This is a genomic window from uncultured Sphingosinicella sp., from assembly GCF_963974575.1.
GTDB lineage: Bacteria > Pseudomonadota > Alphaproteobacteria > Sphingomonadales > Sphingomonadaceae > Sphingosinicella.
The window spans coordinates 44,834-59,945 of sequence record NZ_CAXBBQ010000009.1 but is presented as its reverse complement, the minus strand read 5'-3'; the positions used below and the strand labels follow the sequence as shown (position 1 = coordinate 59,945).

General features: G+C 64.6%; 12 protein-coding genes and 1 pseudogene. 11 read left to right on the top strand and 2 right to left on the bottom strand.

All coding sequences use genetic code 11. From position 1 onward, the window contains the following. Window positions 1-95 precede the first annotated feature (95 nt). A complete protein-coding gene (locus AAC014_RS15555; RefSeq protein ID WP_339710198.1) occupies window positions 96-1,283 on the top strand; it encodes a cytochrome P450 in 1,188 nt (395 codons plus the stop codon). A gap of 18 nt (window positions 1,284-1,301) precedes the next feature. Here AAC014_RS15555 and AAC014_RS15550 read toward each other — a convergent pair whose 3' ends face one another. After that, the gene (locus AAC014_RS15550; protein ID WP_339710384.1) at window positions 1,302-2,288 is read right to left on the bottom strand and encodes an ornithine cyclodeaminase family protein; all 987 of its coding nucleotides are present in this window, start codon (window positions 2,286-2,288) and stop codon (window positions 1,302-1,304) included. An 84-nt stretch (window positions 2,289-2,372) separates the two neighbouring features. Further along, a complete protein-coding gene (locus tag AAC014_RS15545) occupies window positions 2,373-4,454 on the bottom strand; it encodes a TonB-dependent receptor (RefSeq protein ID WP_339710196.1) in 2,082 nt (693 codons plus the stop codon). A 253-nt stretch (window positions 4,455-4,707) separates the two neighbouring features. Here AAC014_RS15545 and AAC014_RS15540 point away from each other — a divergent pair, with 253 nt between their 5' ends. The 10 genes and pseudogenes from AAC014_RS15540 (at window position 4,708) to AAC014_RS15495 (ending at window position 15,108) form a co-directional block, all read left to right on the top strand. Further along, window positions 4,708-6,756, top strand: a complete 2,049-nt coding sequence (locus AAC014_RS15540) for a hydantoinase/oxoprolinase family protein (RefSeq protein ID WP_339710194.1) — start codon at window positions 4,708-4,710, stop codon at window positions 6,754-6,756. Between the two features lie 17 nt (window positions 6,757-6,773). After that, window positions 6,774-8,510, top strand: coding sequence for a hydantoinase B/oxoprolinase family protein (locus AAC014_RS15535; RefSeq protein ID WP_339710192.1), 1,737 nt, complete (start codon window positions 6,774-6,776; stop codon window positions 8,508-8,510). After that, window positions 8,507-9,658, top strand: a complete 1,152-nt coding sequence (locus AAC014_RS15530; RefSeq protein ID WP_339710189.1) for an FAD-dependent oxidoreductase — start codon at window positions 8,507-8,509, stop codon at window positions 9,656-9,658. The genes AAC014_RS15535 and AAC014_RS15530 overlap by 4 nt, the downstream gene beginning before the upstream one ends. 174 nt (window positions 9,659-9,832) lie before the next feature. Continuing rightward, entirely contained in the window at window positions 9,833-10,156 is a 324-nt protein-coding gene (gene hspQ / locus AAC014_RS15525; RefSeq protein ID WP_339710186.1) for a heat shock protein HspQ, read from the top strand. Between the two features lie 133 nt (window positions 10,157-10,289). Next, window positions 10,290-10,643: pseudogene (gene rplU, locus AAC014_RS15520) on the top strand (50S ribosomal protein L21); the annotation flags it as partial. 90 nt (window positions 10,644-10,733) lie between these two features. Further along, window positions 10,734-11,003: a 50S ribosomal protein L27 gene (gene rpmA, locus AAC014_RS15515; protein WP_339710182.1), complete on the top strand. Its 270-nt coding sequence runs from the start codon at window positions 10,734-10,736 to the stop codon at window positions 11,001-11,003. 133 nt (window positions 11,004-11,136) lie between these two features. Next, on the top strand, window positions 11,137-11,703 hold the full coding sequence (locus AAC014_RS15510; protein WP_339710180.1) for a GNAT family N-acetyltransferase: 567 nt from the start codon (window positions 11,137-11,139) through the stop codon (window positions 11,701-11,703). Further along, a complete protein-coding gene (gene obgE, locus AAC014_RS15505; protein ID WP_339710177.1) occupies window positions 11,700-12,743 on the top strand; it encodes a GTPase ObgE in 1,044 nt (347 codons plus the stop codon). Before AAC014_RS15510 ends, obgE begins: the two co-directional genes overlap by 4 nt. Next, complete coding sequence (gene proB / locus AAC014_RS15500) at window positions 12,728-13,855, top strand: glutamate 5-kinase (RefSeq protein ID WP_339710174.1); 1,128 nt, start codon at window positions 12,728-12,730, stop codon at window positions 13,853-13,855. Before obgE ends, proB begins: the two co-directional genes overlap by 16 nt. Then, a complete protein-coding gene (locus AAC014_RS15495) occupies window positions 13,852-15,108 on the top strand; it encodes a glutamate-5-semialdehyde dehydrogenase (protein ID WP_339710171.1) in 1,257 nt (418 codons plus the stop codon). The genes proB and AAC014_RS15495 overlap by 4 nt, the downstream gene beginning before the upstream one ends. Window positions 15,109-15,112 lie beyond the last annotated feature (4 nt).

Here is a 15,112-nt window from a genome sequence, read left to right as displayed (position 1 = left end):
CCGAAATGTAAAAAAATCATGGCATATCTGGCGAGACTCTTCAATCCATGCCTCCTAATCTCACTGAAACAACGGGATGAGGACCACACACCGCGATGACATACGATCGAACACCCTGCCTTGAGATCACGGCGGAAGCGTTGGATCGCGATCCGTATCCGACCTTCCGGACGCTGCAGTCGGGGTCGTCCGTGGGCTGGGTGCCGGATCTCAGCATGTGGCTCGTCGCCGGTTACCGGGACGTGGAGACCATCCTTCGCAACACAGACGATTTCGTGACCGGAACGCGGGATTCGCTGATTTTCGACACGTTCGGCGAACACATGCTGACTGCCGAAGGGGAACAGCATGAACGATTCAAATCCCGGTTCCGTGGGGCGTTCGGCCCGGCTCGCATCCGTGCTTCCATGGAGGAGAGGACGGATGCGTGTTCGCGTTTGCTCATCGACCGCTTCGTGAACGACGGCAAAGCCGAGTTTCATGCCGCCTACGCCAGCCGGCTGCCCGTGCTCTCGATCCTTTCGCTGTTCGACATCCCTTTCGAAGAGGAAGCGAAACTGCGCCTCTGGTATGATGGCTTCGAAGGGGCACTTTCGAATTTTGCGTGGCGCGAGGACGTTCGAGCGCGGGCGCAGGGTTACGTCGGCGAGTTCCATGCGCTCATCCGGCACCACATCGCGCGGGTACGGGCAGCGCCCGACGACAGCCTGCTCAGCCAGGTCGTCAACGACCTGAGCGACGACCGGCTGGATGACGCAGAGATTTGCCGGAACGCGTCCATCATCTTCTTCGGCGGTATCTCGACAGTGGAAGCCGTTGTCCTCAACTGTCTCTATGCCCTGTGCACGCATCCCGATGCGCTCGCCAGCGTGCGCCGAGACCCGGCCCTCATTCCACAAGCTATCGAGGAAACGCTGCGCTGGCTTTCGCCGGTACAATCCGCCACGCGCCACGTCGTTCGGGATTTCACGCTCGGCGAATCTACCTTTCGCGCAGGCGACATCGTCAACTGTATGCTCGGCGCGGCCAATCAAGATGCGCGCGTTTTCGATGAGCCCACCGCGTACCGGCTGGACCGGACGAACGTGCGGAAGCATCTGGGCTTCGCACTCGGCCCGCATTTCTGCCTGGGATCGAATCTCGCACGCCTCGAAGCCATCACCGCCATCCGGCATATCCTGGAACGTTGCCCGGATATCCGCCTTTCGGCTGATCACCTTGCCGAAGTTCGCGGCTTCGAATTCCGGCAGCCGACGGCGCTGCATCTTGAATGGCAGGTATAGGCGCCTTCGCATCAGCCTTCACAGACGGACGCTTCGAAGCGCCGTCCCGCTCGCCAGATCAACAAGCGCGCGTGCCGCCGCGAGATCCTGAACGATGTGGCCCAGCGAGCGATACAGGGTGATATCGTCATCACATATTCTGCCTGTCGCGCGGCCCGAATAAACGTCGCCGATCTCGGCAACGATGTGCGCGTCCGTGATCACGCCGTTTCGGAGCAGCGAACGGAATTCGCCAGCTTCGGCGAAAACGGACGCGCGGCTATCGGCGATATAGCGCGCGCGGAGCACAAGATCCGCATCGATCTCCGCCGCATCACTTCCAGCAAAGCCGACGACATTGATGTGGGTGCCGGGCACGATCCAGCGGCCGTAGAGGATGGGTTCGACCGCCGCCGTGGTCGTGCAGACGATATCTGCGCCGGCAACGGCGCCCGCGATATCGACAACGGGCGTGCACGAAACACCGCACGCCGCGATGCGGTCGGAAAAGCGCGCGCAGCGTTCCGGATCACGGCCCCACGCGCGGACGCGCTCGATCGGACGCACGGTGAGGATCGCGCGGATATGCGTCTCGGCCTGCTCACCGTATCCCAGCACCGCAAGCGTTCGGGCATCCGGCCGGGCGAGAGCGTCGGTTGCGGCAGCGCTCGCCGAAGCCGTCCTGATCGCCGTGAGCGCCGCAGCGTCGATGAGGCTGGAGAGGCTACCGTCAGCAGGATCGAACAATGCGACGAGGCCAAGGTGTGAGGGCTTGCCATGTCTGACGTTGCCGGGAAACAGGTTGATCAGCTTGGCGCCGAACATGTCACCTTCGCCAAGGCTGCCCACCATCGCGCCGAACATGTTGCCGCCCGCAAGATCGAGAAAGGTACGCGGCACACTGGGCGTACGCCCTTCGGAGAACGCCACCATGGCATCTCGCATCGCCGCGATACAGGCTTCGTAGGTAAGATGTGACCACACATCGTCCGCGCCGAAAATGCGGACGTCCCGGCCCTCATGCATGGTCAAGGAACCTTCCGCATCCGGTGGAAACGAATGGTGCCTCCGCCACGCTTGCAGCGAAGGCACCATGATCGGGCCTGGAAATCAGAACTTGTAGGAACCCTGAACACCGAACTGCCGCTTCGGGCTCGGAATGCGTGAATGCAAGCCGTCTCCGAAGGAATTGGCGAGTGCCTGCGTCGGATATCGCGCGTTCGTAAGGTTATCGACGTAAGCACCGATCGAAAACCCGCTGCGCTCGACGAACAGACGGGCGTTGATGAGGTTCTTCGCGGGCGTCCGCAGCGTGTTGGCGGCATCCCACATGATCGAGCCGCGCCGTACGAAGCTGCCGTTGAAGCGAACGTCGAATTCATCCGCCAGCGGGATCACATAATCCATGCTGAGGCTCGCCGTGTACGCTGGACTCTGCGGGGCGCGATTGTCCTTGTAAAGCGCGGGCGCGGCATCGCTGAACCGCTTGATCGTCGCATCCGAAAGACCAAAGCCCGCGTTGATGGTAAGCTGTGACGTCGGGCGGGCAGCCAGTTCAACTTCGAGGCCGGAAATATCCACCTTGCCGATGTTCACGACGTTCTGCGACGGCGGACTGACAGTGATGAAGAAGAACTGCTGATTGTCGAACTTGATGTGGAATGCCGATGCAGAGAACGTCAGGCGGCGATCCAGGAAATCACCCTTCATGCCGATTTCGAAGCTGTCAGAGGTTTCCTTGCTGAACTGGCGATCAGCGCCGGCGGCAAAGAATGCATTGAAGCCGCCGGACCGGAAGCCGCGCCCGTAACTCGCGAAGACGTTGAGATCGTCGGCGACCTTGTATTTCAGCTGCAGCTTCGGCTGAACGGCCTCGAACGTATCGCCAGCCTCCGAGGCCGCGCCGATCGCCGTATCCACAGACCGGCGCTTGTCGCGATCGTAGCGCATACCAAGCGTCAGTTCGAGGTCATCGGAGACATCCGCGCTCACCGAACCGAACGCCGCGATCGACTTGCTTGTACCCGCATCGAAGCTCTGGATGGCGAAGGTGCCGTTCGATTGGCCCGTGCCATCGTCGAAGGGAATGAGCAGGAAGTTGTCTGTATCGCGCTTCTGATAATAGAGGCCGACGAGCCACCGCAGCCAGCCATCACCCTGCGAAGACAGCCGCAGCTCCTGCGTGAACGCCTTTACGGTCAGATCGAGATCCTGGAGCAGGAACGGTGTCGGCGAGAAGTCCGCATCGCCGAATAGACGCGCGTCGCTGCGGCTGTAGCCGGTGATCCATGTGAGCATCGCGGCGCCGAAATCATAGTCGGCCTTCAGCGAAAGATCGTAGATTTCGCGCTTATCGAATGTCAGGACATTGCGATTGATGAGCGACGCATCGTAGTCGTCGAAATTGGCGTTGCCGACGATCTCGAGCGACGGGGCGCCAGCGCGCTGATGCAGGTAATTGCCCCTGAGGTTAATCTCCAGCCGGTCGGTCGGCGTGAAGATGAGACCGGCCTTCACGAGATAGCTCTCGTCGTAATCCGCCTTGCGGTCGCCGTCGCGCGCGGTCTGGTCGCGCAATTGCCCCTCGTAGTCGCGCATCGAAGCGGCGAGGCGGAACAGCAGCTTGTCCTTGACGAGCGGACCCGAGATGGCACCGCCGACGCGAATGTCGTTGCCGCTGGCGTAGGAGGCGCGGACCATGCCTTCGAGTTCGTTGGTCGGGCGCCGCGTCGTGATGTTGAGCGCGCCGCCGATGGCATTGCGGCCGTAGAGCGAGCCCTGCGGACCGCGCAGCACCTCGATCTGCTCGATATCCAGCAGTTCCTGGTTTACGAAGGTGGGATGCGAGACCTGCACACCGTCGATCACGACTGCGACAGGCGCCTCTCCTCCCTGCGCCGTCGGGATACCGCGGATCGTCATCTGCATTTCCGCCGGTCTGAAGGTCGGCGTGAAGAACATGTTGGGCGTGAGATTGGCGAAGTCCGTGACGTCGTTGATGCCGGCGTTCTCGATGGTCTGCGCCGTGAACACGGTGACGGCGTCGGGAACCTCGATCTGGCTTTCCGCGCGCTTGCGTGCCGTGATGACAATTTCGCTCTGCTCGTGCTCGGCAGCGACGACCGGCGTGGCGGCGACAAGCAGGCCGGCCACCGCAACGGCCGCCAGAATCCGCGTTCGTACGGTATCCATCATATTCCCCCTTTTTATGTGCAACCGATACTTGCGAACGAGTATCCGCGAACAATAGTCGGGGCGATCGGCCGCCGGTCCAAGCCAAATGTTGGGTGATCCCCCATAGTCGAAGCCCATGCCGGAACGGCTTTGGGTTATCCCCCATGAGCAACCTTGCAATGAGACCCGCACCCCGCTTCCCTCGATGAACTGAGTTCATCGTTCGCAAGTCCGGCCGGGTCTTGCGGACAACTATCGAGAGCGGGAGCGCATGACACAGGATCGCTACAGGGTCGCCGTGGACGTAGGCGGCACATTCATGGACTTCGTTTTGATGGACGAGGCCACCGGCGCTGCCCGCGTGGAAAAGATTCCCTCGATTCCGGACAGGCTGCACGAGCAGTTCCTCACGGGTATCGAGAGTCTCGATGTCGACATCGACAGCATCCAGCAAATCTTCCACGGCATGACCGTCGGTGTGAATGCGCTGGTTCAGGAAAAGGGCGCGAAGGTCGGCCTGCTGACCACGAAAGGCTTCCGTGACGTTCTGGAGATGGGCCGCGGCGGCCGGAAGCCCGTATACAACTTCCTGCACCAGTCTGCGTCGCCACTCGTCGAACGCTTCCTCCGCCTCGAAATACCGGAGCGCATGACCTTCGACGGCGAGGTGCTGACGCCGATCGATCTTGAAGCGGTCGACACGCAGGTCGACCTGCTGCTGGCGCGCGGCGCGGAGGCCATCGCGATATGCTTCCTGCACGCCTATGCCCAGCCCGCGCATGAAATCGCGGCAAGGCAGCGCATCCTCGCGCGGCACCCGCATCTGCCGATCTCCGTGTCGCACGAGATCGCGTCGGAATGGCGCGAATATGAGCGGACCTCGACGACCGTGCTCAACGCCTTCATCCAGCCCACGGTTCAGACCTATCTCACCAATCTAGAAACGAGGCTGAAGGACGCGAACTACACGCGTTCGCTTGCCATCATGCAATCGAGCGGCGGGGTCGTGGACGCCAAGACGGCCGGACGGAAGCCGATCCGCACACTGATGTCCGGCCCCGCGGGCGGCGTGATCGGCGCCAAGTTTCTATGCGACCGCCTCGGCTATGCGAACGTCATCTGCACCGATGTCGGCGGCACCACCTATGATGTCGCGATCATCGAGGAGGGGCGTGTGCTCGAACGCAGCCAGGCCGAGATCGCGCAACGGCCGATCCTCGGCTCGCTGATCGACGTTATCTCGATCGGCGCGGGCGGCGGCTCCATCGCGTGGCTCGATCACCGCGGCGGCCTGCAGGTCGGGCCGCAGAGCGCGGGCGCTTCGCCCGGGCCGGTCTGTTTCGGGCGGGGCGGCACGGAGCCGACCGTCACTGACGCGCACCTCACGCTCGGCCGCCTCGATCCCGCCTATTTCCTCGGCGGCCGGATGCAGCTCGATACCGAAGGTGCGCGTGCGGCGATCGAAAAGAAGATCGCCGAACCGCTTGGACTCGACCTTCAGTCGGCCGCGCAGGGCATCGTTTCGATCGCCGAAACGAACATGGCGAACGCCATTCGCAGCAAGACGGTCGAACGCGGTCTCGATCCCCGTGAGTTCGTGCTGCTCGCCTACGGTGGCGGCGGCGGGCTGTTCGCCTGCTCGGTGGCGGAGGAGCTGGAAGTGCCCATGGTGATCGTGCCGAATGCACCGGCGAACTTCTCGGCGTGGGGCATCCTCACCACCGATTACATGGAGGACGAGGTCCGCACCAAGGTCATGCCGTTCGACGCCGCGCACATCGCCGGGGCGCTTGCGACAATGAACGAACTGGAAACGCGGGCGGCGAGCGGCATCGGCCAGTACGGCTTCGCGGCCGGTGATATCGAGCGCGTGAAGCGCTTCGACCTTCGCTTCGAGAATCAGGAATACACGATCACGGTCGATCTGGAGGACGCATGGCAGGATACCGCGTCCATTCTGGAAGGCGCGCGCCGGCGCTTCGTCGAATCTCATATCCGCCTCTATGGCCACGGTGAGCCGGATGCCCCGCTGGAACTCGTGTCCATCCGCTGCCGCGCGATCGGGCGTGTCCGCGCGCCGGAGATCGCGCCAATGCCGGAGCGGCCGCAGGGCGCGGCGATGCGGCAGCTGGACGTCTATTTCCCGCGCACCGGCAAAGCGGTGCCGACCGACGTGTTCGACCGCGAAACCCTCGCGGCCGGTCAGGTCGTCACCGGCCCGGCGATCATCAACGAATGGACCATGACGACGATAGTTCCGCCCGGATGGCAGTCCACCTGCGACACCTTCGGCAATCTCGTTCTCGAACCCACTCTCTAAAGGCGGGAAGACACAACATGCGCAAAGTAGACGTCGTTCTGACGGAGATCATCCGCAACCGCCTCGTGGCCGCCACCGAGGAAATGGCGAAGACCATGATCCGCACGGCCTTCAATCCACTGCTTTATGAAGTCCAGGACTTCAGCGTCACCATCATGTCGGCAACCGGCGACATGTGGGCGGAAACACCGGGCGTGATCGTGTTCAGCCAAGCCTTCCCGGAAGCCGTGCGCGCCGGAATGGCGCGCTGGAAGGGCAATTTCGCGGAAGGCGACGTCCTTATCGTCAACGATCCGTTCGAAACCGGAACGCACATTTCCGACACCAACGTCTACATGCCGGTGTTCTTCGAAGGCGAACTCGTCGCCTTCTGCGGAACCGCCGCGCACTGGGCGGATGTCGGTGGCAAGAACCCCGGCGGCTGGTGCCCGGACACGACGGACACGTTCCAGGAAGGCCTCTGCTTCCGGCACCAGAAGATCGTGGAGCGCGGCGTCAAGAACCAGGGCCTGTGGGACCTGATCGACTGCAATGTCCGCGTGCCGGAAATCGTGAAGGGCGACCTCGAGGCGCAGATCGCCTCATGCCGGCAGGGCTGCGAGCGCATCCAGTCGCTGTGCGCCAAATACGGCACGGAAACGATCCGCGAGGCGATGGACTATGTGATCGACCAGACCGACCGGTCGATGCGCGCGACGATCGCGGCATTGCCGGATGGCGAATACGGCGCCTCCATCCGGCTCGACAGCGACGGCGTTCAGGAAGACGGCGAATTCCTCGTCTGCCTGAAGGTCACGATCCAGGGCGACCGCGTGCACTTCTCGCTGAACGGTTCGAGTCCCACGGCGCGCGGGCCGATCAACCTCCCCGCCCCTTGCACCAAGGGCATATTGGCATCGTCGCTGAAGGGCATCCTGCTGCCGTTCGATCCCTGCAACGCCGGCCACACCAAATGCCTGGATTTTGAACTGCCGCCGGAATCGATCGTCAATCCGGTGTGGCCCGCGCCGACCGACTCCTACGGCTATGTCATCGAGTGCCTGATGGAGATGATGTTCCGGTGCTTCCTCAATATCGTGCCGGACAAGTGCCCGGCCGGAGGCTATCAGCTGACCGGCGCGTTCTTCTCCCGCAGCCAGTCGCGCCATGGCAAGCCGTTCGTGATGATGGATCCGATGCACGGCGGCAACGGCGCGCTGATCGACCGGGACGGTGCGACCAACCAGCTCACCGGCAACGGCGATCTGCCCAATACGCCGATCGAGATCACCGAGACGCGTCACCCGTTCCGCGTAGAACTGTTCGAGTTCGCGCCGGAGGTCGCGGGAGTGGGCAAGTTCCGGGGGGGCATGGGGGTTCGCAAGGACTACCGCTGTCTCACCGATGGCGTCTACGCCTCCTTCGTCATCGAAAACACCGCAGACACCACGGCTGCGGGCTTCAACGGCGGTACGGACGGCGATCACGGCAGCCTTACCGTGACACCGGTGGGCGGCGAGCCCATCGTCTACAACGAGCGCGTCGGCTCCATCGGGCCGTTCGGCGAGGGCACGTTGTTCCGCGTTATCACCGGCGGCGGCGGGGCGTGGGGCAAGGCGCGCGAACGCGATCCGGAGCTTGTGCTCAGCGATGTGCGCAACGCGTTCATCACCCCCGAAGACGCGCGCAGGCTTTACTGCGTCGCGATCGAGCAGAACGGTGGAGCATGGTCCATCGACCTGCAGAAAACGCGGGAGCTGCGGGCCGCGGCATGACCACGGTTCCCGAGGCGACGTTCGACATCGCCGTGATCGGTGCCGGCATGGCCGGCGCCTCTGTCGCAAGCGCGCTGTCCTCGACCCACCGGGTGTTGCTCCTCGAACAGGAAGATCAACCGGGTTATCACGCGACGGGGCGCTCCGCTGCGGTCTTCACGGCCATCTATGGCGGTGAAACCGTTCGCGCCCTGTCGCGTGCCAGCCGGGGATTTCTGACGGCACCGCCCGACGGCTTCGCCGATCACGCGCTGGTGTCGCCACTCGGAAACATGTTTGTCGCGCGCGCGGACCAGCTCGGCCACCTACAAGTCTTCCACGAAAGGCCGGATATCGCGCCTCTCACGACATGGATGGATGCCCCCGCCACACGCAGCCTCTGTCCGCTGCTCGCCGAGCCTTATGTGGCGGCCTCGGTTTATGAGCCAGGCGCGCTTGCGATCGATGTCGACGCCCTGCTGCAGAGCTATCTGCGCACATTCCGGCGAAACGGCGGTGTTTTGGCCACACGGTCGGGGCTGGAAGGCCTCGACCATAGCGGCGGCGGCTGGACGCTGCGCACGGCGACGGGCGTTTTCGCCAGCGCGATCGTCGTGAACGCAGCCGGCGCATGGGCCGACCGTGTCGCCGCCATGGCAGGATCGAGAGCCGGCTACGTGCAGCCGTTCCGTCGCACCGCCATCCTCGTGGACCCGCCTACCGACATGACGCCGACGCGCTGGCCGATCGTGATGGATATCGACGACGAATTCTACTTCAAGCCCGACGCAGGCGCGCTGCTGCTGTCGCCTGCGGATGAAACGGCCTGCGAACCGTGCGATGCGCAGCCAGACGACTGGGACATCGCCGTCGCGGTCGACAGGGTCTGTACAGCAACAACGCTTGAGGTCCGCCGCGTTCGCCACAGCTGGGCCGGCCTCCGCACGTTCACAACGGACCGGCTGCCGATCGCCGGGCCGGACTGCGACCTGCCGGGCTTCTACTGGCTTGCCGGCCAAGGCGGCTACGGCATCCAGACGGCGCCTGCGCTTGCCCACCTGCTTGCGGCGCGCATTCGGGACGAGGACTGTCCGGAGGGGCTACGCGCCGAAGGCGTTTCTTACGCGGACACGGGCCTTGAGCGTTTTGATTTGCAGCCTGTGGCCTGAGCAGGGCGCCGCCGTCAGCACTGCTTTTGCGTGAGAGGGGGCCGCGCAGACCAACGGTCAGCCTTTGCAGAGCAGCGCAAGGCCCTTATATTCCCCTCTATGCGTACCGCGAAGTCTATTACAGCCCCTGCCGCCGCTCCCACGCCGCGTCTGCTGCCGCCCTTTGGCGAGCCTGTGACCACCGCCAGCTTCGGCATCGGCGAAGTGGTGCGGCACCGCTTTTTCCCGTTTCGCGGTATTATTTTCGATGTCGACCCCGAGTTCGCCAACACCGAGGAATGGTGGGAAGCGATCCCCGAGGACATCCGCCCGGCGAAGGACCAACCCTTCTACCACCTGCTCGCCGAAAACGACGATCAAACCTATGTGGCCTATGTCAGCCAGCAGAACCTGCTGCCCGACGAAAACGGCGCGCCCGTGCTGCACCCTGCGGTTTCCGAAATGTTCGAGCGGATGCCCGATGGCAGTTATCGACTGAAATCACAGCATCGCCATTGATGGCAAAAGCTGTGCTGAATCGGTTGACATTCACGCCCACGGCCAGTAGCTAGCTGCGCTTTCCACAGGCATCGGCGTGGTTCCACGCGCTGGTGCCTGTTGTTCAATTTCTGGGCCTAAGGTAGCCAAAGCCATGTTCGCAGTCGTGCGCACGGGCGGCAAGCAGTATCGCGTCGCCGCCGAGCAGAAGATCACCGTTGACCGCCTGAAGGGCGAAGTCGGCGAAACCGTCCAGTTGGGCGACATCCTTGCCATCGGCGAGGGCGGCGAACTCAAGGACGTGGCCGGTCAGGTCGTGTCGGCCGAGATCGTGGCGCAGCCCAAGGGCGACAAGGTCATTGTCTTCAAGAAGAAGCGCCGTCACGGCTATCGCCGCCGCAACGGTCACCGCCAGCTTCTGACGGTGCTGAAGATCACCGCGATCGGCAAGACCGCCGCGAAGGCGCCAAAGGCCGCGAAGGCGGAAGCCGCGCCGGCCGTAGAAGCGGCCGCCGAGCCGGCTGAAAAGCCCGCGAAGAAGGCCCCGGCCAAGAAGGCCGCTGCCAAGACCGACGCCGAGTAAAGAGGAGTTTGAACCATGGCACATAAGAAAGCTGGCGGTTCGTCGCGTAACGGTCGCGATTCGGCAGGCAAGCGTCTTGGCGTGAAGCGCTTCGGCGGGCAGGACGTGCTCGCTGGCAACATTCTCGTCCGCCAACGCGGAACCAAGTTCTACCCGGGCCGTAATGTCGGCATAGGCAAGGACCATACGCTGTTCGCGCTCGTCGAGGGCCGCGTAGCGTTCCACGACGGCAAGCTTGGACGCAAATTCGTCAGCGTCGACCCGATGTCGATGGCAGCGGAATAGCGAGGCGGCCCGCTTGATATACGGTCGCCGGGTAGGCGGCCCCTGAATCTGGTGCATACGCACAGGGAAAGGGAGATGGGTCGCCATCTCCCTTTTTCGTTTCTCCCCTTCCCGATCGGGCATGGAGCGAGAGATGTTTGCACGTACGAGACGGCTGTTCCTGAGGCCGGCGTGGCCGGAGGACGCAGAGGCGCTGGCCGCCGCGATCGCCGACGAGGCGATCGTCCGCAACCTTGCGACCGCACCGTGGCCCTACGGCATCGACGACGCGCGCGACAAGATCGCCAAGGACGCCGAAACGCCGCCGCGCGAGGCAAGCAGCCTTATCTTCCTGCGCACGGACAGTGCGCCGGAACTCGTCGGCAGCGTCGGCTTCGGACGCTGGAACGATAAGATCACCGTTCCAGAAATCGGTTATTGGGTGGCCCGGCGCCACTGGGGCAAGGGCATCGCGGTCGAAGCCGCCGAGGCGATCATCGCGGCAGCCTTCCTCGGCGCCCGCAACGACATGCTCGGCGCGGGCCACTTCATCGACAATCCGGCCTCCGGCAAGGTTCTGAGAAAGCTCGGCTTTGTGCCCACCGGCGAGATCGTGCCTCACTATTGCCGCGCGCGAGACTGCGAGATCGATTCGGTCGAATACCGCCTGTCACGCGAACGCTGGCTAGATCGCGTCGGCATGTATAGGGAAGCGGCATGAAGTTTCTCGATCAGGCAAAGATCTACCTGCGCTCCGGCGGCGGCGGCCCCGGTGCCGTATCGTTTCGCCGTGAGAAGTTCATCGAGCAGGGCGGACCAGACGGCGGCAACGGCGGTAGGGGCGGCGACATCATTTTCGAAGCTGTTGAGGGCCTCAACACGCTGATCGATTTTCGTTATCGCCAGCATTTCAAGGCGCCGCGCGGCGCGGGCGGCGCCGGCCGCAACCAGACGGGCGCGTCGGCCGAGGATCTGGTGATCCCCGTACCGGTGGGCACGCAGATTCTGGCCGATGACGAGGAGCATACGCTGCTCGCCGACCTCACCACCGTGGGCGAACGCATCACCTTCCTGCACGGCGGCATGGGCGGGCGCGGCAACGCATCCTACAAGACCTCGACGAACCGCGCACCGCGCCAGTCGCAGCCCGGCATCCCCGGCCAGGAGATGTGGGTGTGGCTGCGGCTGAAGCTGCTCGCCGACGCGGGCCTGCTCGGCCTGCCGAACGCGGGCAAGTCCACGTTCATCAACGCCGTGACCAACGCCAACGCCAAGGTCGGCGCCTATCCGTTCACGACGCTGAAGCCGCAGCTCGGCGTCGTTCTGCATCGCGACCGCGAGTTCGTGCTTGCCGACATCCCCGGCCTGATCGCCGGCGCGGCGGACGGCGTCGGCATCGGCGACCGTTTCCTCGGGCACGTCGAGCGCTGCCGCGTGCTGCTGCACCTCGTCGATGCGAGTGCACCCTCGCCCACCAAGGCGTACCGCACCATTGTGGATGAACTGGAGGCCTACGGTGCTGGGCTCGAGGACAAGCCGCAGGTGGTTGCGCTGAGCAAGATCGACCTCATCGACCCGCGTGGGCGCGCCGCCAAGCTGCGTGCGCTGGAAAAGGCCTGCGGGCACGAAGTCCATCTGGTTTCCGCTGCCACCGGTGAAGGCTTGACGGAGGTTCTGGACGCGCTTCTGAGTAAGATCGGGGAGCCCGCTCGGGGGGCGCGAAAAGAGGCGGACAAACAGGCAGCATGGTCACCGATCTGAGTCCCTTTTCGCCCGGCAACTGCAAAGCTCTGGTCGTCAAGGTGGGTTCAGCCCTGCTTGTCGACGAAGACGGCACGCTGCGACGCGAATGGCTACAAAGCCTCGCTGCCGACATCGCGGAACGCCGGGCGCGCGGCCAGCGGATCGTCGTCGTCTCCTCGGGCGCCATCGCGCTCGGCGCGCGGCGTCTCGGACTGCCGAAGGGCGGCCGCGCCTCTCTTGAGGATGCGCAGGCCGCTGCTGCCACGGGTCAGATCCTGCTCAGCCAGGCGTGGGCCGAATTGCTCGGCGACAAGGGCATCACTGCCGCGCAGATGCTGCTGACGCTGGGCGATCTTGAAGATCGCCGCCGCTTCCTCAACGCTGCCGCGACGCTCGAACGGCTGCTCGGCCTCGGCGTCGTGCCGGTGCTGAACGAGAACGACAGCGTCGCGACCGAGGAAATCCGCTTCGGCGACAACGACCGTCTCGCAGCGCGTGTCGGCCAGGCCGCAGCGGCGGACGGCGTGCTGCTCCTCTCCAACATCGACGGGCTGTTCACCGCCGATCCGCGCAATGATCCGGACGCGGAACTGATCGCGCGCGTCGACGACATCGACGCCGTACTGAAGCGCGTGACGCTGGGGGAAAGCGCCGCGATGGGCTCCGGCGGCATGGGCGCGAAGGTCGCCGCCGCGCGCATCGCCTGCAAGAGCGGCATCCCGCTCGGCATCGCGCAGGGCACCGGCCTCAACCCGCTCGCGCGCCTTGAAGAAACCGGCCGCTGCACGTTGTTCGCCGCCGTTTCGGCGAGCCGGGCGCGCAAGGCGTGGCTCGCGGGCCGCCTCACCTCTTCCGGTCGCCTCACCATCGATGCGGGCGCGGTGAAGGCCTTGCAGCGCGGCGGCAGCCTGCTCGCAGCGGGCGTGCGGCAGGTGGACGGCAAGTTCGCGCGCGGAGACGCCATCGAGATCGCCGACGAAAACGGTCATGTGCTTGCGCGGGGCCTTGCGGGTTACGATATCGCCGATGCGCGCGCCATCGCGGGAAAGCGCACCGAGGCGCAGGCAGACATCCTCGGCTATGCGCCGCGCTCCGCCATGGTACACAGGGATCATCTGGTATTGTTATGAGTGAGATCGAAGCCCGTATCGCCGACATGGCCACCGCCGCCCGCGCCGCGTCCCGCACGCTCGCGGCGACGCCGACCGCGCGCAAGGCTGCCGCATTGAAGGCCGCCGCAGAGGCGATCCGCGCCGCCGCTCCCACGGTCCTTGCCGCCAATGCCGAAGACGTGAAGGCTGCAGAGGCGCGCGGCACCTCGGGAGCGATGCTCGACAGGCTGCGGCTGGACGATGCCCGCCTCGAAGGCATCGCGGCGGGTGTGGAAGCCGTGGCAGGCCTTCCCGATCCCGTGGGCGCGCCGATCAAGGGTTGGACCCAGCCGAACGGCCTTAAATTCGAACAGGTGCGCGTGCCGCTCGGCGTCATCGGCATCATCTACGAAAGCCGCCCGAACGTCACCGTGGATGCGGGCGCTCTGTGCCTGATGTCGGGCAACGCCTGCATCCTGCGCGGCGGATCGGAAGCGCTCGCCACATCGAAGGCACTGCACGCAGCGTTCATTGACGGCATCGCCAGCGAAGGCCTTCCCGCCGATGCGGTGCAACTGGTGGACACGCCCGACCGCGCCGCCGTCGGCGCGATGCTGGGCGCAGCCGGGCTTATCGACATCATCATCCCGCGCGGCGGCAAGGGCCTCGTTGCGCGTGTGCAATCCGAAGCGCGCGTGCCCGTGCTCGCGCACCTCGACGGTATCTGCCACGTCTACATCGACCGCGACGCGGACGCGGACAAGGCCGAAGCCATCGCGCTCAACGCCAAGCTACGCCGCACCGGCATCTGCGGCGCGGCGGAAACACTGCTGATCGACGAAGGTGCACAGGCGACCGGCGCGCGGGTCGTGAAAGCGCTGCTCGACGCGGGCTGCGAGGTGCGCGGAGACGACGCGGTGCAGGCCATCGATTCGCGCGTGGTGGCGGCGGACGAAGCTGACTGGGGCACCGAGTATCTCGACGCGATCATCTCTGCGAAGGTGGTGGACGGCGTATCAGGCGCGGCCGAACACATCGCTCGCCACGGCAGCGCACATACCGAGAGCATCGTCACCGAAAACGCCGAGACCGCGAACCGTTTTCTTGCGGGCGTGGACAGCGCCATCGTGATCCACAACGCCTCAACGCAGTTCGCGGACGGCGGCGAGTTCGGCTTCGGTGCGGAGATCGGCATCGCCACCGGGCGCCTTCACGCGCGCGGCCCGGTCGCGCTCGAAGGGCTCACCACCTACAAGACCGTGGTACGCGGCAACGGGCAGGTTCGCCCCTGATGGC

Excerpts from the sequence above, each read along its gene's own strand:
- AAC014_RS15495 (WP_339710171.1), top strand. The coding sequence starts at position 13,852 with ATGAGTGAGATCGAAGCCCGTATCGCCGACATGGCCACCGCCGCCCGC.
- AAC014_RS15550 (WP_339710384.1), bottom strand. The coding sequence starts at position 2,288 with ATGCATGAGGGCCGGGACGTCCGCATTTTCGGCGCGGACGATGTGTGG.
- AAC014_RS15530 (WP_339710189.1), top strand. The coding sequence starts at position 8,507 with ATGACCACGGTTCCCGAGGCGACGTTCGACATCGCCGTGATCGGTGCC.
- AAC014_RS15535 (WP_339710192.1), top strand. The coding sequence starts at position 6,774 with ATGCGCAAAGTAGACGTCGTTCTGACGGAGATCATCCGCAACCGCCTC.
- AAC014_RS15555 (WP_339710198.1), top strand. The coding sequence starts at position 96 with ATGACATACGATCGAACACCCTGCCTTGAGATCACGGCGGAAGCGTTG.
- proB (WP_339710174.1), top strand. The coding sequence starts at position 12,728 with ATGGTCACCGATCTGAGTCCCTTTTCGCCCGGCAACTGCAAAGCTCTG.
- AAC014_RS15510 (WP_339710180.1), top strand. The coding sequence starts at position 11,137 with ATGTTTGCACGTACGAGACGGCTGTTCCTGAGGCCGGCGTGGCCGGAG.
- AAC014_RS15545 (WP_339710196.1), bottom strand. The coding sequence starts at position 4,454 with ATGGATACCGTACGAACGCGGATTCTGGCGGCCGTTGCGGTGGCCGGC.
- obgE (WP_339710177.1), top strand. The coding sequence starts at position 11,700 with ATGAAGTTTCTCGATCAGGCAAAGATCTACCTGCGCTCCGGCGGCGGC.
- rpmA (WP_339710182.1), top strand. The coding sequence starts at position 10,734 with ATGGCACATAAGAAAGCTGGCGGTTCGTCGCGTAACGGTCGCGATTCG.
- AAC014_RS15540 (WP_339710194.1), top strand. The coding sequence starts at position 4,708 with ATGACACAGGATCGCTACAGGGTCGCCGTGGACGTAGGCGGCACATTC.